At 62.4% G+C, this 22,178-nt stretch carries 21 protein-coding genes; 10 read left to right on the plus strand and 11 right to left on the minus strand.

Going from position 1 to position 22,178, the window contains the following annotated elements:
• Positions 1-72 precede the first annotated feature (72 nt).
• From PAN08_RS12070 to asnS, 10 genes are all read right to left on the minus strand, one after another.
• Entirely contained in the window at positions 73-759 is a 687-nt protein-coding gene (locus PAN08_RS12070) for a DUF2461 domain-containing protein (RefSeq protein WP_269791728.1), read from the minus strand.
• Positions 756-2,198 (minus strand): exodeoxyribonuclease I, encoded by a 1,443-nt coding sequence (gene sbcB / locus PAN08_RS12075; RefSeq protein ID WP_269791729.1) that lies wholly within the window; start codon positions 2,196-2,198, stop codon positions 756-758. Before sbcB ends, PAN08_RS12070 begins: the two co-directional genes overlap by 4 nt.
• Positions 2,198-3,568 carry an NAD(P)/FAD-dependent oxidoreductase gene (locus PAN08_RS12080; protein WP_269791730.1) on the minus strand — a complete coding sequence of 457 codons (1,371 nt, stop codon included), beginning with the start codon at positions 3,566-3,568 and terminating at the stop codon, positions 2,198-2,200. Before PAN08_RS12080 ends, sbcB begins: the two co-directional genes overlap by 1 nt.
• Before the next feature lie 18 nt (positions 3,569-3,586).
• A complete protein-coding gene (gene kynU / locus PAN08_RS12085; protein WP_269791731.1) occupies positions 3,587-4,864 on the minus strand; it encodes a kynureninase in 1,278 nt (425 codons plus the stop codon).
• 64 nt (positions 4,865-4,928) lie between these two features.
• Positions 4,929-5,456 carry a 3-hydroxyanthranilate 3,4-dioxygenase gene (locus PAN08_RS12090; RefSeq protein ID WP_269791732.1) on the minus strand — a complete coding sequence of 176 codons (528 nt, stop codon included), beginning with the start codon at positions 5,454-5,456 and terminating at the stop codon, positions 4,929-4,931.
• A gap of 159 nt (positions 5,457-5,615) precedes the next feature.
• Positions 5,616-6,278 (minus strand): carbonate dehydratase, encoded by a 663-nt coding sequence (gene can / locus PAN08_RS12095; protein ID WP_269791733.1) that lies wholly within the window; start codon positions 6,276-6,278, stop codon positions 5,616-5,618.
• Positions 6,279-6,353: 75 nt separating this feature from the next.
• Positions 6,354-6,992, minus strand: coding sequence for an FMN-binding negative transcriptional regulator (locus PAN08_RS12100; RefSeq protein WP_269791734.1), 639 nt, complete (start codon positions 6,990-6,992; stop codon positions 6,354-6,356).
• A 9-nt stretch (positions 6,993-7,001) separates the two neighbouring features.
• On the minus strand, positions 7,002-7,316 hold the full coding sequence (locus PAN08_RS12105; RefSeq protein ID WP_269791735.1) for a hypothetical protein: 315 nt from the start codon (positions 7,314-7,316) through the stop codon (positions 7,002-7,004).
• Positions 7,313-7,618 (minus strand): hypothetical protein, encoded by a 306-nt coding sequence (locus PAN08_RS12110; RefSeq protein ID WP_269791736.1) that lies wholly within the window; start codon positions 7,616-7,618, stop codon positions 7,313-7,315. The genes PAN08_RS12105 and PAN08_RS12110 overlap by 4 nt, the downstream gene beginning before the upstream one ends.
• 111 nt (positions 7,619-7,729) lie before the next feature.
• The gene (asnS, locus tag PAN08_RS12115; protein WP_269791737.1) at positions 7,730-9,124 is read right to left on the minus strand and encodes an asparagine--tRNA ligase; all 1,395 of its coding nucleotides are present in this window, start codon (positions 9,122-9,124) and stop codon (positions 7,730-7,732) included.
• Between the two features lie 149 nt (positions 9,125-9,273).
• Here asnS and PAN08_RS12120 point away from each other — a divergent pair, with 149 nt between their 5' ends.
• Positions 9,274-9,612 carry an iron-sulfur cluster assembly accessory protein gene (locus PAN08_RS12120; RefSeq protein WP_269791738.1) on the plus strand — a complete coding sequence of 113 codons (339 nt, stop codon included), beginning with the start codon at positions 9,274-9,276 and terminating at the stop codon, positions 9,610-9,612.
• 251 nt (positions 9,613-9,863) lie between these two features.
• On the opposite strand, the gene PAN08_RS12125 is transcribed toward PAN08_RS12120, so the two are convergent.
• The gene (locus PAN08_RS12125) at positions 9,864-11,078 is read right to left on the minus strand and encodes an MFS transporter (protein WP_269791739.1); all 1,215 of its coding nucleotides are present in this window, start codon (positions 11,076-11,078) and stop codon (positions 9,864-9,866) included.
• Positions 11,079-11,324: 246 nt separating this feature from the next.
• Between PAN08_RS12125 and rpsF the strand changes: the two genes are divergently transcribed.
• From rpsF to PAN08_RS12170, 9 genes are all read left to right on the plus strand, one after another.
• Positions 11,325-11,762, plus strand: coding sequence for a 30S ribosomal protein S6 (gene rpsF, locus PAN08_RS12130; RefSeq protein WP_269791740.1), 438 nt, complete (start codon positions 11,325-11,327; stop codon positions 11,760-11,762).
• A gap of 11 nt (positions 11,763-11,773) precedes the next feature.
• Positions 11,774-12,004: a 30S ribosomal protein S18 gene (gene rpsR / locus PAN08_RS12135; protein ID WP_002804494.1), complete on the plus strand. Its 231-nt coding sequence runs from the start codon at positions 11,774-11,776 to the stop codon at positions 12,002-12,004.
• A 170-nt stretch (positions 12,005-12,174) separates the two neighbouring features.
• Complete coding sequence (gene rplI, locus PAN08_RS12140; RefSeq protein WP_269791741.1) at positions 12,175-12,624, plus strand: 50S ribosomal protein L9; 450 nt, start codon at positions 12,175-12,177, stop codon at positions 12,622-12,624.
• 229 nt (positions 12,625-12,853) lie between these two features.
• Positions 12,854-16,357, plus strand: a complete 3,504-nt coding sequence (gene smc, locus PAN08_RS12145) for a chromosome segregation protein SMC (protein WP_269791742.1) — start codon at positions 12,854-12,856, stop codon at positions 16,355-16,357.
• A gap of 47 nt (positions 16,358-16,404) precedes the next feature.
• A complete protein-coding gene (gene zipA, locus PAN08_RS12150; RefSeq protein WP_269791743.1) occupies positions 16,405-17,157 on the plus strand; it encodes a cell division protein ZipA in 753 nt (250 codons plus the stop codon).
• A gap of 239 nt (positions 17,158-17,396) precedes the next feature.
• Positions 17,397-19,874: an NAD-dependent DNA ligase LigA gene (gene ligA, locus PAN08_RS12155; RefSeq protein WP_269791744.1), complete on the plus strand. Its 2,478-nt coding sequence runs from the start codon at positions 17,397-17,399 to the stop codon at positions 19,872-19,874.
• A complete protein-coding gene (locus PAN08_RS12160; RefSeq protein ID WP_269791745.1) occupies positions 19,871-20,353 on the plus strand; it encodes a GNAT family N-acetyltransferase in 483 nt (160 codons plus the stop codon). The genes ligA and PAN08_RS12160 overlap by 4 nt, the downstream gene beginning before the upstream one ends.
• A complete protein-coding gene (epmA, locus tag PAN08_RS12165) occupies positions 20,350-21,294 on the plus strand; it encodes an EF-P lysine aminoacylase EpmA (protein ID WP_269791746.1) in 945 nt (314 codons plus the stop codon). The genes PAN08_RS12160 and epmA overlap by 4 nt, the downstream gene beginning before the upstream one ends.
• A 169-nt stretch (positions 21,295-21,463) precedes the next feature.
• Positions 21,464-22,150 carry a DUF3011 domain-containing protein gene (locus PAN08_RS12170; protein ID WP_269791747.1) on the plus strand — a complete coding sequence of 229 codons (687 nt, stop codon included), beginning with the start codon at positions 21,464-21,466 and terminating at the stop codon, positions 22,148-22,150.
• Positions 22,151-22,178 lie beyond the last annotated feature (28 nt).

Below are 22,178 nucleotides of genomic sequence, written 5' to 3' on the forward strand. Positions count from 1 at the left end.
GCGACCGTCGCAATTGGCTGCTTTATGGGCCTCACAGCGTCCGTCAGTGTTCTGGGTGCGCTGCGCTTTGGCTCAGAACTCCAGATCCAGTGCGGCGCACAGATAGTCGACGAATGGGCCGAGCGCAGCAAGGTCGCCGGCCAGCGTGTGGCGCAGGCGCGGGCCAGTCATGGTGCTGTCGTCCAGCGAGCGCCACAGCACCCAGTTGCGGTGTTTGAGGTCGTCGATGAATTCAAAATCAGCCGGGAAGCCCCGCGGCGAACGCACCAGCTTTTCGCTGGTCTCGAACTCATAGCGACGACGGGTGGCTGGCGCATGTGCGGCGGCTTTCCAGCTGCCCGGGTTGTCGAAGATGAACTGACGCAGGCGGCGTTGTACGTCCGGTTCCGGGTGCCAGATACCGGCGCCGACAAAGCTCTCGCCCGGTGCCAGATGGATGTAGTACGACGGCGCAGGCACCTGCTTGCGTCGCTCATGGAACAACCGCGCACCCTGCCAGGTTTTGTACGGCGTCTTGTCGCTGGAGAAGCGAGAGTCGCGGTAGATGCGAAACAGTGAGCCGCCCACTGTGCGAGGGTCGGCCTGGAAGTGCTCGCTGACCTTGCTCAGATCCGGCTGCAAGTCGGTGATCAGGCGCAGAAATGGCTGCCGTACATGGTCTTCATATTGCTGCTTGTGCTCTGCAAACCAGGTCTTGTCGTTATGGCGGGCAAGGCCGCGCAGGAATTTGAAGCTGGCGTCGCTGAAATACTGGCTCATAGTGATTTCTGCAGGTCGTGACCCCATTGGTCCAAAGCATCGAGCAGGGCCAATGAAGTGGAGTTGTCGTGGTGTTCTTCGCGCAGTGAGGTGATCTGTGCGATGTAGTCCGGCAGCATCTGTTCGCCCAGGCCCGGTGTTTCCAGCAGGCGTGCGCGGCGGTAGGTGTTCCAGCGCGCACGTGCCGTGGCATCCAGCGTATCGGGATGATTGCGGGCGCGGTAGCGGAACAGCAACTCGGGTAGACGCGGGTCGCGGAAACGCTGTTCCAGCTCGGCCAGTGCGTCCGGTGGCGCGGTGCGGACCTTGCTCAACAGGCCCTTGTCACCTTCGGCCAGGAAACCGTCGTACAGCGAAGCATCGGCGTCAATCGGCCCGTCGATGGCGCGCTCGCGGGAGAATACCTGGCGCGCTTTCTCCGCAAGTTGCGGGCCAATGGCGCGCAGCTTGTCAGCCTTGGCTTCGACGTCGGCGGGGTTGATGCCCAGTCGTTCAAAATCTGCTTCACGCAGATGATTCCATGCCACCAGCGCCGGCACTTTGTTCAAATGCACTTCCTTCAGGGGCACGCGCTGTTGGCCTTCGGGCAGGTCGGCGGCACGGGTGTAAAGGCGGCTGGCGATCTCTTCCACTGAGAGGTCCAGCAGCGCATCGACGTCACCTTCCAGGTCGAACACGATGACCCGGTTGTTGATGTGCGGATGGCGGGCCAGCGGCAGCACCGGCGCTGCGCACAGGCGGCTGGCCGGATAGCGCATCGAGATGTGCAGCACCGGCTGCATTGCCACCACATCCAGCAGGGTGCTGACATAACGTTTGTCGCGCAGGCGCAGGGCGTAGTCCCACATGCGCGGTTGGGTGTCGCGGAAACGACGTGCCATGCCGATGGTGGCGTGCACGTCGGACAAGGCTTCGTGCGCATCACCTTGTCGAACATTGTTGGCGATGGCCAAGTGCTCCAGTTTGAAGGACGTGGCGCCGTCTTCCCGCTGCGGCCAGTTGATGCCGTCCGGGCGGAGCGCATGCACCAGACGAAGCATGTCCAGCAAATCCCAGCGCGAGTTGCCGCCGCGCCATTCCCGTTCGTAGGGATCGTGGAAATTTCGGAACAGACCATAGCGGACGAATTCATCGTCGAAGCGCAGTGTGTTGTAGCCCAGCGTGCAGGTTTGCGGGCGCGCCATCAGCTCCTGGATGCGCGAGAACGCCTCGGCTTCGCTGACGCCTTCGGCCAGCGCATGCTGCGGCGTGATGCCGGTGATCAGAGTAGCGATGGGCGAGGGCAGTAGGTCGTCGGCAGGCTTGACGTAGAAACTCACCGGCTCATCGATCTGCCGCAGCTGGTCGTCGGTGCGGATGGCGGCGAACTGCGCGATGCGCGTGCGACGCGGGTCTTGACCGAAGGTTTCCAGGTCGTAAAACAGGAAGCTCTCGGCCATCAGTGCGCTCCTTCCAGAATGGGCAGTTGCTCGTGCACAATTTTCTCCAGCGCCGCCCAGTCGATGTGTTGCAGCGTCTGCTGGCCGGCAGTGGCATCAGCAAGGATGCGCTGCTGGATGCGGGTGCGCTCCAATGCCAGCGCATATGAGGTGTGCAGGAACGTGACCATTGTGTAGTGCGGCACGAAGCGGGTCGGCCAGCGCGCCTGCAATGCGTGCTCCAGCTCTCGCTGCAGCAGGAATGTGGGATCGGCGACGCGGTCGCGCATCTCCAGGTAGTTGTCCAGAGCCATCTGTTGGATGGCAGCGGCATTGGGTTGGCGCTCGCGCTCGAATGCGGCAAATGCCTGCGCGGTGTCTTCATGCTCGGCAAGCGTGCGTGCCAGTACCACGCAATCTTCGAATGCGCAGTTCATGCCCTGGCCGTGGAACGGCACCATTGCATGTGCGGCATCGCCTACGAGCACCGCTTTGCTGCCTTGGTGCCAACGGTCCAAATACAGCGTGCCGAGCAAGCCCGGCGGATGCTGTTCCCAGTCGCTGCGAAGGTTGGGAATCAACGACAGCGCGTCTGGGAATTCGCGCTGGAACAGCGTTTCGGCCTCGGTACCATTGCGCACATTGGCGAAGCTCGGTTCACCCTGATTGGGGAGAAACAGCGTCACGGTGAACGTGCCTTCGTCATTGGGCAGCGCGATGCACATGTAGTTGCCGCGTGGCCAGATATGCAGCGCATTGCCTTCAATCAGGAAGTTGCTGTCAGGGCCGGGCGGTATTTCGAGTTCCTTGTACGAATGATCGAGGAACTCGATGCGCTCACCGAGGGGCGATTTGCGATTCATGGCCGCACGCAGCGCCGAGCCAGCGCCATCGGCACCAATGAGCGGTGTATCGAAATGAATGTCGTGCGCTTGATCGTCGCGGTCGTCGATGAAGCGTGCGTACCGGGCATCGAAATCCACCGTGTGCAGTCGCCGATGGAAATGGAAGCGGGCGCCGGCCTCTTCGGCCAGCTGCAACAAGGTGGTATTGAGGTCCTTGCGATGTACCGACCAGATCACCTCACTGTCATCGCGACCATAACGTTGCAGCTCTGGCTCTCCCGTACGGGGGTGCACCATGCGTCCACGCATCATCACGGCCTTGGCCATGACGGCGTCTTCCACGCCAGCCTGACGCAGGGCATTGCGCCCGCGCTCGGCCAAGGCGAGATTGATGGAGCGGCCAGACTCGTAGTCGGCAATGCGCGGATCGCCGCGACGTTCGTAGAGCGTGATCTGCCAGCCCTGCCGGGATAACAGAATGGCCAGAAGGGAGCCGGCCAGGCCGGCGCCGATGATGGTGAGACTACGGGGGGAGGAAGTGGTCAACTCAAGGGTTCCGTTGGATCAGCTGCGGCGGGCCCAGTTCTCCACTTCTTCAACGAAGCGGTGAATGTCTTGGTAACGGTTGTACATCGGGGTCGGCGAGATACGGATGACATCGGGCTCGCGCCAATCACCGAGCACGCCAGCTGCTTGCAGGAACTCAAACAGCGAGCGCCCCTGCGGCCGGCCACCGTTGACGCGCAATGAAAGCTGGCAGCCGCGGCGTTCGGGTTCGCTGGGGGTGATGATCTGCAGCACTTCCGACAGACGTGCACGCACCATCGTTTCCAGATAGCCGGTGAGCTGTAGTGACTTGTTGCGCAAGGCATCGGTGCCGGCTTCGTCGAACAGCGCCAGCGAGGCGCGCAGCGGTGCCAGACCGAGCACGGGTGGATTGCTCAGCTGCCAGCCTTCAGCGCCCAGTTCCGGCACGAACTCTGGCGCCATCTTGAAGCGAGTGGATTGCTCATGGCCCCACCAGCCGGCAAAGCGGGGCAGGGTGGTGTCGCGTGCGTGACGCTCGTGGACGAAGCAACCGGCAACCGCGCCAGGGCCGGCATTGAGATATTTGTAATGGCACCACACCGCAAAATCGGGTGCGACGTCATGCAACGCCAATGGTACGTTGCCGACCGAATGGGCTAGATCGAAACCCACATTGGCGCCCTGCGCGCGCGCCAGACGGGTGATGGCGTCCAGATCAAACACCTGCCCGGTGCGGTACTGCACGCCCGGCCACAGCACCAGTGCGACACGCTGCCCGTGTTGGCTCAATGCGCGCTCGATGGCGCTCATGGAAATGGTGCCGTTGGGCTCGTCGGGCTGTACTTCGATCAGATCGGTTTCAGCATTGAAACCATGAAAACGCACCTGCGCTTCCACCGCGTGCCGGTCAGTAGGGAACGCGCCGGCTTCCATCAGGATGGCGGGGCGCTGCGAGGTGGGCCGGTAGAAGCTGACCATCATCAGGTGCAGGTTCACGCTCAGCGTGTTCATCGCCACGACTTCTTCGGGCTTTGCGCCGACCACGCGGGCCAGTGAATCGGTGACCAAGCGGTGGTAGTTCATCCAGTGCGTGGGACCGGTGAAATGGCCTTCGACTGCGATGCTCGCCCACAAGTCCAGCACTTCCTGCACCATCGCCAGCGCACCCTTGGGCTGCAGGCCGAGCGAGTTGCCAACAAAGTAGATTTGGTCGCCGCCGTGGTGTTGCGGAATCAGGAACTGGTCACGCAGATGTCGCAACGGATCGGCGGCATCGAGTGCGGCGGCATGGGCGGTGGACAGGATGTCGTTCATCGGGACAGGACGCGTGGCAAATGTAGCCGCAGTGTACCTGCCCGCGCGATGCAGGCGGTTGCGCTCAGGCGCTGCTGGCAACCGGCTGCGGCAGCGGATGGACGGTGCCACATTGATCGCAGGTGCGGTGTTCCAGCGAGGAATGGAAACGATCAAAAATCTTGGGCAGATCGGTCTCGATGTTCTTCAGTGGGAAGAATTCTTCATGGAGCTTGTGATTGCATTGCGGGCAGAACCACATCAGCCCGTCGAGCTCATGCTCCAGACGCTTGCGCTCCACCACCAACCCGACCGACCCGGGCATACGCTGTGGTGAATGCGGCACGCGTGGTGGTAGCAGGAAAATCTCCCCGGCGCGGATCGGGATGTCGCGGACCGCGCCATCTTCCTGTACCCGCAACACCATCTCGCCTTCCAACTGATAGAACCACTCCGGACCTTCGTCCCAGTGGAAATCGTTGCGGTTGTTCGGGCCGCCGACCACCATCACGATGAAGTCGCCGTTCTCGATCATCTTGTTGCCGACTGGCGGCTTGAGAAGATGTCGGTGCTCGTCGATCCAGCCTTGGAGATTGAGGGGAAGTGCGAGCATGGAGGTCTCGATGTCAGCTTTTGTCCCTTCTCCCGCCAGCGGTAGAAGGTGCCCCGAAGGGGCGGATGAGGGGGCTTTTAAAATTTCCAGCAGCTTGCCGTCACCCCAGCCCCTCTGCCGCACACGGGAGAGGGGCTTGAAGGCAGGGGCGGCTCTGCCTCAGTCGCGCTTGCCCTTGCGAGGCACATGCGACAAAGCCTTTTCATAGGCAGGCTGCAGGGCATCCGGGCTGTCGACGTCGATGCCCATTTCACGCACGCGGCCGTCGCGCAGGCTGTAGACCCAGCCGTGGACCATCAGTTTTTGCCCGCGTGCCCAAGCGTCCTGCACGATGGTCGAGCGGCAAGCGTTGACCACCTGCTCGATCACGTTCAGCTCGCACAGGCGTGCGTGCTTGAGTTCGGGTTCGTCAATCGCATCCAGAATTGCTGCATGCTTCTGCGCGACATCACCCACATGGCGCAGCCAGTTGTCGGCCAGGCCAACGCGGGTGTTGTTCAGGCTGGCGTGCACGCCGCCGCAGCCGTAATGGCCGACGATCAGGATGTGTTTCACTTTCAACTGATCTACCGCGTACTGCACCACGCTCAGGCAGTTGAGATCGGTGTGAACCACCACGTTGGCCACGTTGCGATGCACGAACACTTCGCCGGGAGCCATGCCGATGATCTGATTTGCCGGGACGCGCGAGTCGGAGCAACCGATCCACAGGTATTCGGGGTGCTGCTGCGTGGCCAGTTGATGGAAAAAGTTGGGGTCTTCCTTTTCGATCCGGTCGGCCCAATCACGGTTGTTCTGCAGCAGTTTGTGGATGTCTTGCATGGTGGTTGTCCCTGACGTCGGGTGGGGGCAAGACGCGGCCGTTATGGCTGCGTTGTCGCGGGAAACGGGTGTGTGTCAGTTGCCGGTGGCGGCTTCATCACGGCGCCAACGCATCCATTGCGCCAGCTCATCGGAAACGGGCGTTGCCAGTTGTTCCAGATTGTTGATGACGGACAATTGGTTGGCCTCGGGGTGGTTCTGGCTGAGCTTCAGGGTGATCTGTACCTGCTCGACCGTGAAGCGGAAGCCCACAATGCCGCGTAACTGGCGCAGGTGGTCGTCGCGCTCTGGTTCGAAGCGCCAAGCCTGGCCAACAGAGGCCTCAAAATGATCGCTCACCGAACCGACCAGTTCGGCCAGGGCATCGGTGTCGTTAAATGGCTGCAGCTGGCCGCGCAGTTCGGCAGTGGCGTAGTTCCAGGTCGGCACGCGCGCAGCCGTTTCCTTGTCTGGATACCAGCTGGCAGACACGTAGCCGTGCGGCCCATCAATCAGCACTTTGGCAGTGCCGTTGTGTCGCGATTGTGGGTTGGCACGCGCCCAATGCCCGAGCAGTGTGATGTCCTGGCCCTGCCGGTAGTACAACACCGGCAGGCGGGTGAGTTCGGGCAGGCCGTCGTCGCCGGTGGTCAGCACCGTTACGAAGGGATCACGGGCCAGCAGGCGATCCAGCCAATGCAGGTCGTTCTCGCTGAAGGCGCGGGGGCTGAACATCGGAGTGGGTCAGACCCGGGTGCCGAGCAGTTGCACCATGCGGTCCCGCAGGGCTTCATCATCTTCGGCAACTGGCGGTTGCACTTCATGCAGCGAGAAGCCGCGTGCGAGTGCGTCCTCTTCGTCCAGCCCATCGAAGGCCACGAACTCGGCGTCGAACAACTGCGCGCGGGCAACGTCTTCGCTGTCATAGCTGAGCGTATTGCCATCACTGTCCAGCACTTCAGCGGTGCCCGCCGGGCGCACACGCAGGCGCGCCCAGATCAGGGTGCCGCCGAGTTGTGCAAGCCACCACTGGTCGAGGGGGGTGTCGAGGTCGTTCATTTCAATACCTGGGAATAAAGGCCGAGCAGCCCGGCCATGGCCAACCCGCCCAGCATCACCAGCAGGGCGATGCGTGCCGGGGTGGCAAGGCCGGACAGCGAGCGGTCGCTGATGCCGGCGTAGCTGCCTGTCAGCAGCCAGCGCAGGCAGTCGGGTTTGAGGAAGGCGCCAGCACCGAACGCGTCAGCCAGCACCGGATGTTGGTCGCGGATATGCACCAGCGTCAGCGGCCAGAAGATCAGGAACGCGCTGAGGCCAGCGATGGCGATACCCACAAAGCACAGCGCGAAGAAGAGCGTCATGCGTGCAGATGCGAGTGAAAATGAGTGGGAAGTGAGAAACAGCCGAGGCTGCTCGCTGCCGATGGTTCCGCTTTTTTCTCACTGCTCATGTCTCGCTCCTCACTTGGTTGCTTAGAACTCCGCCGAACCCGGTGCGCGCGGGTAGGGGATGGCGTCGCGGATGTTGGACAAGCCGCAGACGTACACCACCAAGCGCTCGAAGCCCAGGCCGAAACCGGCGTGCGGCACCGAACCATAGCGACGGAAATCGCGGTACCACTGGTAGTGCTCCGGATCCAGGCCGAACTGTGCCATGCGCGCATCGAGTACATCCAGGCGCTCTTCGCGCTGGCTGCCGCCGATGATCTCGCCGATGCCCGGGGCCAGTACGTCCATCGCGGCAACGGTCTTGCCGTCGTCGTTCAAGCGCATGTAGAAGGCTTTGATGTGCTCGGGGTAGTTGGTGACCACCACCGGACGGCCGACGTGTTCTTCGGTCAACCAGCGTTCGTGCTCGGTCTGCAGGTCCAGGCCCCATTCGACCGGGTAGTCGAACTTCTTGCCGGACTTCTGCAGCAACGTGATCGCATCGGAATACTCGATGCGCTCGAACGGTGCGTTGACGAACGATTCCAGTCGGGTGATGGCGTCCTTCTGCACGCGCTCGGCGATGAAAGCCATGTCGTCGCCGCGCTCATCGAGCACAGCGCGGAACAGGTACTTGAGGAATTCCTCGGCCACGCGTGCGTCTTCAGCCAGATCAGCGAAGGCGATCTCCGGCTCCACCATCCAGAACTCGGCCAGGTGGCGGGTGGTGTGGCTGTTCTCGGCGCGGAAGGTCGGGCCGAACGTGTAGACCTTGCTCAGCGCCAGGCAGTAAGCCTCGACGTTCAGCTGGCCGGACACGGTCAGGAAGGTTTCCTTGCCGAAGAAATCGCGGCTGAAGTCGATCTCACCGTTGCCGGTGCGCGGCAGGTTGCTCATGTCCAACGTAGACACGCGGAACATCTGCCCGGCGCCTTCGGCATCGGAGGTAGTGACGATGGGCGTGCTGATCCAATAGAAGCCGTTCTCGTGGAAGTAACGGTGCACGGCCTTGGACAGGCAGTCGCGGATACGCGTGACCGCGCCGAACAGGTTGGTGCGCGGGCGCAGGTGGGCCACTTCGCGCAGGAACTCTGGCGACATCGGCTTGGGCTGAATCGGGTAGGTCAACGGGTCTTCGACCCAACCCACGATCTCAAGGCTCTGGCCCTGGATCTCGAAGCTTTGGCCCTTGCCCTGCGACTTGACCAGCGTGCCGGTAGCGATCACTGAGCAGCCAGGGGTCAGGCGCTTGATGTCCTCGAAATTGCCCAGCGCCTCGGTGGCTACGACTTGGATCGGCGCAAAGCCCGAGCCATCGCTGACGTTGACGAAGGCCAGTCCTGCCGAGCCGCGCACTGTGCGCACCCATCCGCGAACCGTGACTTCTCCGCCTTCCGGGAACTTCCCGGCAAGGGCGTGTGCAACGCTGACCACCGTCATGACATGAATCCTCTGTTGATCGACTCGATCTGTGAATGCGAGATTTTAGCGGCTGTAGGCCCGGGCAAGCGAGCATTTATCGGCGCTTGCAGTACCCGGTGGCCGTCCCCATCTATAATTGGACTGTAATTTTGCTGGAGTCGCCCATCATGGCTGTTCATTTGACCCCCGTCGCCCATTCCCGGGTGCAGCGCTTTGTTGAATCCACCCCTGGCGCGCTGGGGCTGCGTTTTGGCGTGACCCGCACGGGTTGCTCCGGCTGGGGGCATATCACCGACCTGGCCAAGGACCTGCGCGACGACGACACCGTGTTCGAGCAGGACGGCGTGCGGATCTACGTGGATGCTGACAGCCTGCCGTTGGTGGACGGTACCGAGATCGACTTCGGCAAACATGGCCTGAGCGAAACCTTCACTTTCAAGAACCCGAACGCAGCGGCTGAATGTGGTTGCGGCGAGAGCTTCACCACCGAAGACATGCATCGCTGAGGCTTTGTGACGTATCAGTGGAATAAAGAAGGCCGGCACCTTTGGGGCGCCGGCCTTTGTTTTTACGGGTGGATGCAGATTCCTGGGCGGAACTCCCGGGCAGCGCAAAGGCGCACACCTTTCCCTTGTCGCGCTGCGTGGATGGTGTTCCCAAGGGACGGATGAAGGGCGTTGGGCTTTAGTTTGTGAGTCCAAAGACAAAGGCTCCCTTCACTCCGGCTCATCTCACGGGAACGTGAGCAGGGATTGAATTACTGGCTGCAAACCGCCTCACGCCCTGCATTGCGGCGCTCAAAAGCAACCGCGGCGAACCACAGCAACAATCCGGCCGCCGCTGTGGCCGCGCCGACATAGCCCGTGCTCGCATGCCCAAAACCGGCATTGATCGCCATGCCGCCCAGCCAAGGGCCCAACGCGTTGGCGGTATTGAAAGCAGCATGGTTGGAGGCTGCCGCCAGAGTTTGTGCCTCACCGGCAGCGTCCATCAGGCGGGTTTGCAAGGCCACCGCCAATGCGCCCATTGTGCCCACGGCGATGATGGCCGGCACCATAGCCCAGGCCGAATGTGCGGCCAGCGGAAACAGTAGTAAAACCACCACCGACCACGCCAGCAGCACGCCGGCGGCACGGAATTGCAGGCGGTCAACCAACTTGCCGCCCGCGATATTGCCGATGATCGCGCCGACGCCAAACAGGCCTACGGCCACCGGCATCCAGCGCTCGTTCACGCCGGTTACGCTGACCAAGGTGGGAGCCAGGTAAGTGAACACGCAGAACATGCCGGCAAAGCCAATCGAGCCGATCGCCAGCGCCAGCCACACCTGGGTCTGGTTGAACGCCCGAAGCTCGCGCATCGGCGAGGTGCGGACTTCGTTGGGGTCCGGGCGAAGATGGCGGGCCACCATCACGACGGTGGCCAGGGCAAGCAGGCTGACGAGAGCGAACGCGGTGCGCCAAGTGAATTGCTGGCCCATCCAGGTGGTCAGCGGGTTGCCGACCAGAATGGCGATTGAAAGCCCCAGTAGCACTTTGGAAACGGCAGCGCCGCGCTGCTCCGGCGGGCTGATCGAGGCCGCCACCAGCATGGCCACACCGAAATAGGCGCCGTGCGGCAGGCCGGCAACAAAGCGGGCCAGCAGCATCGTGTGGTAATTCGGTGCCAGTGCGCTGGCAAGGTTGCCGGCGGCGTAAAAGCCCATCAGGCACAGCAGCAGGGTGCGCCGGCTCAGGCTGGCGCCGGCAAAGGCCAGCACCGGGGCGCCCACCACTACGCCGACGGCATAGGTGCTGATCAGATGCCCGACCTGTGCTTCGCTGATGCCCAGCCCGCGACTGATCTCCAGCATCAGGCCCATGCTGGCAAATTCACTGGTGCCGATGGCAAAGCCGCCAAGTGACAACGCCAATAGAATGAGGGTGCGCTGGCCCGAGCTCAGGCTCGCGGCGAGGGGGGCGGAGGGGGTCACGTTGAAACCTGGGGCGGCGTGGAAACGGCTGCAAATTGTACTGCTGCACCGCAGCAAGAAAGTGCCGGATATAGCGTTGCCCATCGGACGCTGTGTTCAGCTTGGCGGGGGATGGCTTGCCTGCGAGGCTGGCACGTTGGATAATGCGCGGCTTCCTTCGCTTCCGGCGTTGGAATCCTTGCCCCACCGCGTTCACAGCGGGGGGCTGTCCGGCCCATAAGGGCTACATCCGAAAGGTATAAAAACATGAGTCGTCATTACGAAGTCGTGTTCCTGGTCCACCCGGATCAGAGCGAACAGGTCCCGGCCATGATCGAGCGCTACAAGGCGCTGGTCGAGAACGGCAACGGCACCATCCACCGTCTGGAAGATTGGGGCCGCCGCCAGCTGGCTTACCCGATCCAGAACCTGGTCAAGGCTCACTATGTTCTGCTGAACATCGAAGTCGACCAGGCAGTTCTGAACGAACTGACCGAGAGCTTCCGTTTCAACGACGCCGTGCTGCGCAACCTGGTCATGAAGCGTGACGAGGCTGACACCGAGCAGTCGCTGATCATGAAGAGCAAGGACGAAAAGGGTGAGAAGCCCGAGCGTGGCGAACGCCGTCGTCGCGACGACGAAGAGGGTGCCACTTCCTCCACCAATGACGAAGCCGGCGACGACGCCGTTGCTTCTGCTGAATAAGGAGCACACCCATGTCCAAGTTCTTCCGTCGCCGTAAGTTCTGCAAATTCACCGCTGAAGGCGTGAAAGAGATCGATTACAAGGATCTCAACACCCTGCGCCAGTACCTGACCGAGAACGGCAAGATCGTTCCGAGCCGCGTCACCGGCACCAAGTCCAAGTACCAGCGCCAGCTGGCTACGGCCGTCAAGCGCGCCCGTTTCCTGGCCCTGATCCCGTACACGGACAACCACGACGTCTGATCACAGATTGAGTGGCGGCGCTTGCGCTGCAGGACGTGAGGAGTGAGAGGGCAATCTGCTCTTTCGCTCCTCACCTCTCTTCACTCATTACCTGTCATCAACCCGTCCTATTCGGACAGCAAGCGTTGCGACGCCCTTGGGTGCCGCTAACGAATAACGGAGCAATACAAATGAAGCTGATTCTTCTGCAGAAAGTGACCAACCTCGGTGGCCTGGGCGACCTGGTTGACGTGAAGCCGGGCTACGGCCGCAACTTCCTCGTGCCGCAGGGCAAGGCCGTTCCGGCCACCGAGAGCAATGTTGCCGAGTTCGAAGCCAAGCGTGCTGACTACGAAGCCAAGGCCTCGGCCCAGCATGCCGGTGCCGAAGCCCGTGCTGCCAAGTTTGAAGGCGCCAGCGTCACCATCGGTGCGCACGCTTCGACCGAAGGCAAGCTGTACGGTTCGGTTGGCCCGCGCGATATCGCCGAAGCCTTCACCGCTGCCGGCCTGGAGCTGAACAAGAGCGAAGTCATCCTCGGCGAAGGTGCTTTCCGCAACGTGGGCGAGTTCGACGTTATCGTCAAGCTGCACGCCGACGTGGAAGCCACCGTCAAGGTCATCGTCCAAGCCGACGCCTGATCCTGCCGTTGTAGATGTACTGGAACGGGCGCCGCAAGGCGCCCGTTTCTTTTGGGCTGCCGGCCATGCAGCCCGGGGCTGCGGGTGTCGCTATACTCGTTGCCCAGTGCCGTGCTTCAAGTTTTGAATATTTACGGATATCAATAGCTTGGGGGCGGGAAAGGAACTTCCGGAATTACCCCCGGGGTGCCGGCAGACCTGTGCCGGGCTCCGCCAATAGCCCGAGTCCATGCGTCTATCCACGATCAAGCTTTCCGGTTTCAAGTCCTTCGTCGATCCCACGACGCTGCACCTGCCGACCAACATGACCGGCGTGGTCGGCCCGAACGGCTGTGGCAAGTCCAACATCATCGATGCGGTGCGCTGGGTGATGGGCGAAAGCTCGGCCAGCCGCCTGAGGGGCGATTCGCTGACCGATGTGATCTTCTCCGGCTCGGCTGGGCGCAAGCCGGTGTCGCAGGCCACTGTTGAGTTGATCTTCGACAACACCGACCATGCGATCTCCGGCGAGTACGCCGCGTTCAATGAAATCTCGGTCAAACGCACGGTCAGCCGTGACGGCAGCAGCAACTATTACTTGAACGGCACCAAGTGCCGGCGCCGCGATATCACCGATCTGTTCCTGGGCACCGGGCTTGGCCCGCGCAGCTACTCGATCATCGAGCAGGGCATGATCAGCCAGATCATCGAGGCGCGCCCGGAAGACCTGCGCGTGTACCTGGAAGAAGCCGCCGGCATCTCCAAGTACAAGGAGCGTCGCAAGGAAACCGAAACCCGTATCCGCCACACCCGCGAGAACCTGGACCGTCTCAACGACTTGCGCGAAGAAATCGGCAAGCAGTTGGAGCACCTCAAGCGCCAGGCAAAGCAGGCCGAGCAATATCAGGCCTTGCAGGAAGAACGCCGCATCAAGGATGCGGAGTGGAAGGCGTTGGAGTATCGCGGTCTGGATGGGCGCCTGAGCGGGCTACGTGAAGCCTTGTCGCGTGAAGAAACCAAGTTGCAGCAGCTCATCGCCGAGCAGCGCGAAGCGGAAAGCCGCATTGAAACAGGCCGCGTGCGCCGCGAAGAAGCCGCCGAGACCTTGAACCGTGCGCAGGCAGATGTCTACCAGGTGGGTAGCACGCTGGCGCGCCTGGAGCAGCAGATCCAACACCAGCGCGAAATGGCGCAGCGTTTGAACAAAGCGCGCGACGAAACTCGTCAGGCATTGGCTGAACTGGGTCAGCACATCAGCGGCGACGAAGCCAAATTAATCGTGCTGCGCGAAACGGTGGAAGGCGCCGAGCCGCAGCTGGAGCAGTTGCAGGAAGAAAACGAGCTGCGTCAGGACGCGCTGCGCGAAGCCGAGACCAAACTGAGCGATTGGCAGCACCGTTGGGAAGCGCATAACCGCAATACCTCCGAAGCCACGCGCTCGGGTGAGGTGGAGCGCACTCGCGTGGATTACCTGGACAAACAGGTGCTCGAAGCGGATCGCCGTCGACAAACGTTGGCCGCTGAGCGCGCCGGGCTGGACATGGAAGCGCTGGCCGAGGCATTCGAGCAACTGCAGCTGCAGCACGAAACGCAGAAAACCAGCGTCGATTCGCTTACCGAGCAGGTCGAGGTGCGCAAGGAATCGGCGGCGACGCTGCAGGAACAGCAGCGCACCAGTCAGTCGGAACTGGCCGAAGTGCGCAAGCAGGCACAGTCGGCGCGCGGGCGCTTGTCGTCATTGGAAGCGCTGCAGCAGGCCGCGTTGGGTCAGGAACAGGGCGCGGCGGTGGCGTGGCTGAAAGCGCGCGGGCTGGATTCGGCCGTGCGCGTCGGCGAGCGCATCACCGTTGAGGCCGGTTGGGAGAACGCGGTTGAAAGCGCACTCGGGCAACTGATCGAAGGCGTGTTGGTCGATTCTCCGGAAACGCTGGTTGATGTACTCGGCGAGTTGGGTGAAGGCCGCATCGCGTTGGTTTCGGGCGCTGACGGCAAGGCTGATTTCGCGGCGACCTCGTTGGCCGCCAAGGTGCAGGGCCCGCTTGCGATTCGTCGTCTGCTGGCACGCTTGCATGCGGCCGATGATCTGACGCAGGCGCGTACTTTGCAGGCGCGACTGCCGGACGGTGACTCGGTCATCACCCGCGACGGTGAGCGTCTGGGCGAGGGCTGGGTGCGCCTGTCGCGCTCCGGCGCCGCACAGCAGGGCGCCTTGCTACGCGAACGAGAAATCGTCACTTTGCGCGAACAGATTGAAGCGTTGCAGGAGCGCGAAAGCGAACTGGAACAGCGGCTGTCCAGCCTGCGTGAGCAGTTGTTGGCAGCCGAACAGCATCGCGAAGAAGCGCAGCGTGCGTTGTATCAGGCGCATCGCGGTGCCTCGGAGCTGGCCGGGCAACTGCAGAGTCAGCAAGGCCGGCTGGAATCCTCCCGGCTCCGCATCGAGCGCATCGAAAGCGAGTTGGCGCAGCTGCTGGAAACGTTGGACGCCAGTCGCGAGCAGGCCAGTGAAGCGCGCGTTCGGCTGGATGATGCGGTGTCCAGCATGGGTGACCTTGAATCAGCGCGCCATGCATTGGAAAGCGAGCGCAGGCAGCTGACCGAAGCGCGTGATCAATCGCGCGATGCCGCACGCAATGTCCGCGACAGCATGCACGCGCTGGCGTTGACGCTGGAGTCACAGCGCACCCAGATCACCTCGCTCAGCCACGCGTTGGAGCGCATGAGTAACCAGCGTGGTCAGCTGGATTCGCGGCTGGGCGAACTGCACTCGCAGCTGGACGACGGCGACACGCCGGTACTGACGCTGGAATCAGACCATCAGAATGCGCTGGGCGAACGTGTGCGCGTGGAGCGCGTGCTCGGCGAAGCACGTGCACTGCTGGAAGGCATTGATGCCGAACTGCGCAGCGCCGAACAGACCCGCCACCAGCGCGATGAGCAGGCACTGGCTCAGCGCGAGCGCATTTCCCAGCGCAAGTTGGACCAGCAGGCACTGGTGCTCAGTGCCGAGCAGCTGTCCGGTGCGGTGGAGAAGGCGGGTTTTGTGTTGCAGGACGTCATCAACACGTTGGCCGAAGATGCACGTCTGTCCGACTGGGAGCAGGCCGTACATCAGATCGATGGACGCATGCGTCGCCTGGAGCCGGTGAACCTGGCGGCTATCCATGAGTATGGCGAGGCATCACAGCGCTCTGAGTATCTGGAAGCACAGAACAACGATCTGACCACGGCGTTGGATACGCTGGAAGACGCCATCCGCAAGATCGACCGCGAAACCCGCGGCCGCTTCAAGGACACCTTCGACCGCGTCAACGCCGGCGTGCAGGCGTTGTACCCGCGTCTGTTCGGCGGTGGCCACGCCTATCTGGAGTTGACCGGCGATGATCTGCTCGACACCGGCGTGACCATCATGGCGCGCCCGCCGGGCAAGCGCGTATCCAGCATCTCGCTGCTGTCCGGTGGCGAGAAGGCGATGACGGCAGTGGCGCTGGTGTTTGCCATCTTCCAGCTCAATCCTGCGCCGTTCTGCCTGCTGGACGAGGTGGACGCGCCGCTGGACGAAGCCAATGTTGGCCGCCTGGCCAATATGGTCAAGGAAATGAGCGAGAAAGTGCAGTTCCTGTTTGTCAGCCATAACAAGGCCACGATGGAGGCTGCGCAGCAATTGTCCGGCGTGACGATGCGCGAGCCAGGTGTCAGCCGCTTGGTTAGCGTGGACCTGGAAGAAGCCGCACGATTGGCGGGCGCGGCGTGACGTGCCATCCTTTATCCACCTGAACGAACCTCCGGAGACTCCAACGTATGTCCGACATGGCACTGTTGCGCATCGGCATTCTGTTTGCCGGACTGCTGCTGATCGTGGCGATTTTCCTGTTCGGGCGTTCCCGCAGGCCTGCACAAGGCAAGCGCAAGGAGTCGTCTGCAGCAGAATCAGGCGAGCGTGCTGAACGTCGCGAACCTGTGCTGGGTGCATCCGACGACCTGCAGGGCGGCGGGACAACAGCAGATCTGGCCGATGGCGAAGGCATCAGTCAGGCCGAGCTTGGCTTGGCCGACCCTGACCCGGCCGGCACCAGTGAGCTTGGCAAACGCCCCAGCCAAGAGTTCGACAAGATCGTGTCGCTGTATGTAGCTGCACGTTCCGGCGAAGTGCTGCGAGGTGAGGACATTGTCGTCGCTGCCGAGAAAACCGGTTTGGTGTTCGGCTACATGAATGTGTTCCACCGCCTGGTGGAAGGCCATCCTGAGCGCGGCCCGATCTTCTCGATGGCCAGCATCATGAAGCCGGGCAGTTTCGACATGGCCAGCATCCGTGACATGGAAACCCCGGCCATTGCCTTTTTCCTGACCTTGCCGGCGCCACTGACCGCGCTCGACGCATGGGAAAAGATGCTGCCGACCGTACAGCGCATGGGTGAACTGCTGGATGGCGTGGTGCTGGACGACAGCCGCAACGCGCTGGGTCGTCAGCGCATTGCCCATATCCGAGATGACCTGCGGGCTTATGACCGCCAGCATCAGGCGCCGCCGCTGACCAAGTCGCCGCGTTGGTGAGTTTGCGAGCGTTTTCTGGCAGCTGAGCTTTCAGCCGCAGAAGCACTCTTTCAGCCCTCCTTGTGGCTCCGCCGCCGGGTGGGGCTCGCGCCTTCGATCAAGGTGCCGGGCGCCGCTTTTGCCGTCTCCCTTTGGCGAGGCCAGGGTGAGGGTCGGCGGCAAGCCTCCCGCTTCTGATCCTTCATGCTCAAGATCCAACGCGATCACCCGGCGAACACGCACGCGGGTAAAATCGCCGTATGAATTCCAATACCCAAGCCTCTCTGCGCATCGCGGCGCTTCGGACACAACTGGCCGATGCTTCGCGTGCGTATCACGAGCTCGACGAGCAGATCATTCCCGATGCCGAGTACGACCGGCTGATGCGGGAGTTGGAGGCGCTGGAGGCGGCGCATCCTGAGTTGGATCGCGTGGATTCGCCCAGCCACCAAGTGGGTGGCAAGGCTTCGTCGCGCTTCCCTGAAGTGACCCATGCGGTGCCGATGTTGTCGCTGGGCAATGCCTTCAGTGACGAAGAAGTGCGAGATTTCGTGCGTCGCATTGATGAGCGTCTGCGGCGCAGGCAGGTGCTGTTTTCCGCTGAACCCAAGCTCGATGGTCTAGCGATCAATCTGCGTTACGAGCATGGTCGGTTCGTGCAAGGTGCTACGCGCGGTGACGGTGCTACCGGCGAGGATGTGTCCGCCAATCTGCGGCAGATCAAGGTGATTCCGAAACAGCTGGAAGGACAGGGCTGGCCGGACGTGCTTGAAGTGCGCGGTGAGGTTTATATGCCACGTGCCGATTTCGAGCGTTACAACGAGCAGGCGCGTCTGCACGGTGGCAAGGTGCTGGCCAACCCACGCAATGGCGCGGCAGGTTCGTTGCGGCAGCTTGATCCCCAAATCAGCGCACAACGTCCGTTGAGCTTCTTTGCTTATGGCTTGGGTGAAGTGTCCGGTGGCGAGTTGCCGGCCACGCACTCGGCTACGTTGGCGCAGTTGGCGCAATGGGGTTTCCCGGTGAGCGACCTGTGCAAGGTCGTTGAAGGCGCGGACGGGTTGTTGGCGTACTACCGCGATATCGGCGAGCGCCGCGATGGTTTGGCGTTCGACATCGATGGCGTGGTCTACAAGCTGGATGATCGCCAGGGTCAGCAGGAAATGGGGTTTGTCGCGCGGGCGCCGCGCTGGGCCATCGCCCACAAATTCCCGGCGCAGGAGCAGACCACTACTGTCGAGGCCATCGAGATCCAGATCGGCCGTACCGGTGCGGCGACACCTGTCGCACGTCTCAAGCCTGTGCATGTCGCTGGCGTGGTGGTCACCAACGCTACCCTGCACAATGCCGACCAGATCGCGCGCCTGGATGTGCGCGTGGGCGATACCGTGATCGTGCGCCGTGCCGGTGATGTGATCCCGGAAGTGGTCAGTGTCATCGCCGACAAGCGCCCCGACGGCACCACGCCGTGGCAGATGCCGCGCGTATGCCCAGTGTGCGGTTCGGAAATCGTGCGCGAGGAAGGCGAGGCGGCATGGCGCTGCTCGGGTGAGTTGAGCTGCCCGGCGCAACGCAAGGAAGCCATCGCGCATTTCGCTTCGCGCAAGGCCATGGATATCGACGGCCTCGGTGACAAGTACATCGAAACCCTGGTCGATGCCGGAATCGTGCGCGGCGTGGCAGATCTCTACGCGTTGAATCGTGATCAGTTACTGCTGTTGAAGCTGGCATTGGATGCGGATTCGCCCGAGGCGTTGGCTTCGCAACTCAGCCTGCATCTAGTGCCGGAAGGCAGCGGCGACACGCTCAAGCAGGTTCTGAAGCTGAGCAGTGACGATGCCGGTTGGCGCGCGCAGGTGCTGGCTGTGCCGGCGCAGTTCCAGTGGAATACAAAAAAAATCGCCACCAAGTGGGCCGATAATCTCATTGCTGCCATCGCCAACAGCCGCACTACGACGCTGGAGCGCCTGCTGTTTGCGCTGGGTATCGAACACGTGGGTGAGAGCACGGCCAAAGCCTTGTCGGTGTGGTTCGGTGATTTGGAGCTGATCCGCCACTTGCCGTGGCCGTTGTTCAAGCGCGTGCCGGATATTGGTGGCGAAGTTGCGCGCTCCATTGGCCACTTCATGGCACAGCCAGGCAACCAGCAGGCCATCGATGAATTACTGGCGCGCGGCGTACAGATCACCGACCGCCATCCTCCGAGTGCGAGGCTGCGCGGCGAGCTCACGTTGGTCAATCTGCTGCAGGACATGGAAATTCCGAAGATCACGCCGGTGCGCGCCAAACAGTTGGCCGAAGCCTTCCCATCGGCAGATGCCATCCGCGATGAAAGTGCGCACAACTTTGTCACTGCCGGATTGCCGGCGGAGACTGCCAACGCCTTGGTGGCCTGGCTGGACAAGGATGCCAATGCCGCTCTGTTTTCTGCCGCCGGTGCGCAGATGCACGCGCTGCAGCAGCTCACCCCAGAGGCCTCGGAGCAGGTTGTCGGTCCGTTGGAGGGCCAGACCGCCGTATTGACCGGCACGCTGGCGCAGATGAGCCGTGACGAGGCCAAGGCGCGCTTGGAAGCGCTGGGTGCAAAGGTGTCCGGCAGCGTGTCGAAAAAGACCAGCTTTGTGGTTGCGGGCACCGAAGCGGGCTCCAAACTCGACAAAGCCAACGAACTGGGCGTGGAGGTGTGGGACGAAGCGCGCTTGCTGAGCTTCCTCGCCGACAACGGACAAAGCGCATGAGCAACGACATCGCCGCCCGCATTGCCGGGCCTGAAGACTTCGCGCGGTTGATCGCGATGGTGCGGGACTTCTACGTGGAAGACTGCATCCCCTACCAGCCGGAGTTGGTCGAGCCGGGCCTGCGGGCGGTGCTGGGCAATCCGTCATTGGGCGCGGTGCTGATGCTGTCCAGTGATGACCTGGCCGAAGTGGGTTACGTCACCCTGGGTTGGTGTTTCAGCGTGGAGCAGGGCGGGCGTTTTGTGCTGCTGGATGAGTTGTATCTGGCGCCGTCGGCACGCGGCCGTGGCTGGGGCCGGCAGGCGCTGGCAGTCGCGCGCGACTGGGCTGCAGGGCAGGGCGCGGCGGTCATCCGGCTGGAGGTCAATCATCACAATGCCAAGGCCAAGCGCCTGTATCTCTCGGCGGGCTATCGCGATGACGAACGCGACATTCTGACGCTGTCGTTGAACGGCCAAGCTGGAGGGCTGCATTCGTGATTGAAGCACTACGCCAGCGCGCGCGGTTGAACGCGCTGATCCGTGATTTCTTCGCGCAGCGGCAGGTGCTGGAGGTGGAGACGCCGATCATGTCGGCGGCCGGCAACACAGAGCCGAACATCGAAAGCTTCCAGACATTTTTTACCGGCCATGCTGACGCCGGCGCGCCGCTGCGCTGGTTGCGTACCTCACCGGAATATCCGCTCAAGCGCCTGCTCGCTGCCGGCGTCGGTGATTGCTACGAACTGGGTCGCGTGTTCCGCAACGGTGAGGCCGGTGGCCGCCACAATCCCGAGTTCACCATGCTTGAGTGGTACCGCGTGGGTTGGGATCATCACCGTTTGATTGATGAAACCGTCGCCTTGGTGCAACAGGCGTTGGCGATGGTGGGGCGGCAAGGTTCATTGCGTGTGCTCACCTATCGCGAGCTGTTCATCGAAACAGTGGGGCTGGATCCGTTTCTTGCCGATATGGCGCAGCTGCGTGCGGGTCTGGGCGAGGTCAGCATTCAAGCGGATGGCTTGAACCGCGATGACTGGCTGGATCTGCTGATGACCCATCGCATCCAGCCGCAGTTCGCTTCCGATTGCATCACGGTGATCCACGACTGGCCGGCCACGCAGGCTGCGCTGGCGCGCATTCGCCCGGGTGAACCGCCCGTCGCAGAGCGCTTCGAGCTTTACCTGGGGGCTGTGGAACTGGCCAATGGCTATCACGAGCTGAACGATGCCATCGAACAGCGGCAACGTTTTGAGCGTGACCTGGCCGTGCGTGCAGCGCGGGGTACCGTGTTGCCGCCATTGGATGAGCCCCTGCTGGCGGCGTTGCCTGCCATGCCCGCCTGTGCCGGGGTCGCGGTAGGCGTGGACCGACTGCTGATGGCGCTTGCGGGCACGCCGCGCATTGCCGATGTGTTGGCGTTCGATTTCGGAAATGCCTGAGGGCCGTTGTTTCGTCTGGCCTGCGGCAATTCGTCGCACACATCTGTGGCCATCAGCCCGTTCATGTCATGGAAGGGCCTTGTCGGTTCGGCGATGATGATGCTTTGATCACACGCACTTGTGCAGGGTGTGCGTACCGGAGTCCATCGGAACCATGGGGGAATTTCGGATGAAAGCAGTTTGCGCGGTAGTGCTGCTGTTGGTTCCTGCGCTTTTCGTAGCGAAGGCGGGTGAGCCTGTGGCCGCATCCGCGCAGGTGGTGCGCTGTGAATCCAGGGACATGCTGCGTGTGTTCTGCGCGATGGACGACGTGGACAAGGGTGTGGAACTAGTGCGTCAGTTGTCCGAACAGAGCTGCATCCGCGAGACCAGCTGGGGTGTGGAGGATGACGCGGTGTGGGTCAGTCACAACTGCCGTGCTGAGTTCGCAAGGCGCCAGTCGAGCTCGCGCAAGAGCCGGCGCGTCGTGCGCTGCGAGTCGCGCAGCCGGGTCGAATCCTGCCCGGTGGTGCTGAGAGGTGCACCGGTGCGGTTGCTGCGCCAGCAATCGGTGCTGCCCTGCCGGGAAGGGCGCAGCTGGGGTTATGACCGCAACGAAATCTGGGTGAGCCGTGGCTGCCAGGGCGTGTTTGAAGTGGGGGCTGAGGACGGCTCAGGATTCGTGCAAACCCCACGCAAGGTGGTCTGCGAATCCAAGAGCAATCTCCGCCGCGAGTGCGGGGTGAGTGTCGAACGGCGGGTAACGCTGGTTGAGCAGCTCTCCAATGCGCCGTGCCGCGAGGGTGAGACGTGGGGCTGGGACCGCAATGGCATCTGGGTGGACAAGGGTTGCCGAGGCGAATTTTCCGCCGATTGAGCGGTGCATCGGCGGGGCCGATTACAAT

Source organism: Stenotrophomonas sp. Iso1, assembly GCF_027497995.1.
Lineage (GTDB): Bacteria > Pseudomonadota > Gammaproteobacteria > Xanthomonadales > Xanthomonadaceae > Stenotrophomonas.

Coding starts and splice junctions, on each gene's coding strand:
- PAN08_RS12070 (WP_269791728.1), bottom strand. CDS start 759: ATGAGCCAGTATTTCAGCGACGCCAGCTTCAAATTCCTGCGCGGCCTT.
- sbcB (WP_269791729.1), bottom strand. CDS start 2,198: ATGGCCGAGAGCTTCCTGTTTTACGACCTGGAAACCTTCGGTCAAGAC.
- kynU (WP_269791731.1), bottom strand. CDS start 4,864: ATGAACGACATCCTGTCCACCGCCCATGCCGCCGCACTCGATGCCGCC.
- PAN08_RS12090 (WP_269791732.1), bottom strand. CDS start 5,456: ATGCTCGCACTTCCCCTCAATCTCCAAGGCTGGATCGACGAGCACCGA.
- can (WP_269791733.1), bottom strand. CDS start 6,278: ATGCAAGACATCCACAAACTGCTGCAGAACAACCGTGATTGGGCCGAC.
- PAN08_RS12100 (WP_269791734.1), bottom strand. CDS start 6,992: ATGTTCAGCCCCCGCGCCTTCAGCGAGAACGACCTGCATTGGCTGGAT.
- PAN08_RS12105 (WP_269791735.1), bottom strand. CDS start 7,316: ATGAACGACCTCGACACCCCCCTCGACCAGTGGTGGCTTGCACAACTC.
- PAN08_RS12110 (WP_269791736.1), bottom strand. CDS start 7,618: ATGACGCTCTTCTTCGCGCTGTGCTTTGTGGGTATCGCCATCGCTGGC.
- asnS (WP_269791737.1), bottom strand. CDS start 9,124: ATGACGGTGGTCAGCGTTGCACACGCCCTTGCCGGGAAGTTCCCGGAA.
- PAN08_RS12120 (WP_269791738.1), top strand. CDS start 9,274: ATGGCTGTTCATTTGACCCCCGTCGCCCATTCCCGGGTGCAGCGCTTT.
- rpsF (WP_269791740.1), top strand. CDS start 11,325: ATGAGTCGTCATTACGAAGTCGTGTTCCTGGTCCACCCGGATCAGAGC.
- rpsR (WP_002804494.1), top strand. CDS start 11,774: ATGTCCAAGTTCTTCCGTCGCCGTAAGTTCTGCAAATTCACCGCTGAA.
- rplI (WP_269791741.1), top strand. CDS start 12,175: ATGAAGCTGATTCTTCTGCAGAAAGTGACCAACCTCGGTGGCCTGGGC.
- smc (WP_269791742.1), top strand. CDS start 12,854: ATGCGTCTATCCACGATCAAGCTTTCCGGTTTCAAGTCCTTCGTCGAT.
- zipA (WP_269791743.1), top strand. CDS start 16,405: ATGTCCGACATGGCACTGTTGCGCATCGGCATTCTGTTTGCCGGACTG.
- ligA (WP_269791744.1), top strand. CDS start 17,397: ATGAATTCCAATACCCAAGCCTCTCTGCGCATCGCGGCGCTTCGGACA.
- PAN08_RS12160 (WP_269791745.1), top strand. CDS start 19,871: ATGAGCAACGACATCGCCGCCCGCATTGCCGGGCCTGAAGACTTCGCG.
- PAN08_RS12170 (WP_269791747.1), top strand. CDS start 21,464: ATGAAAGCAGTTTGCGCGGTAGTGCTGCTGTTGGTTCCTGCGCTTTTC.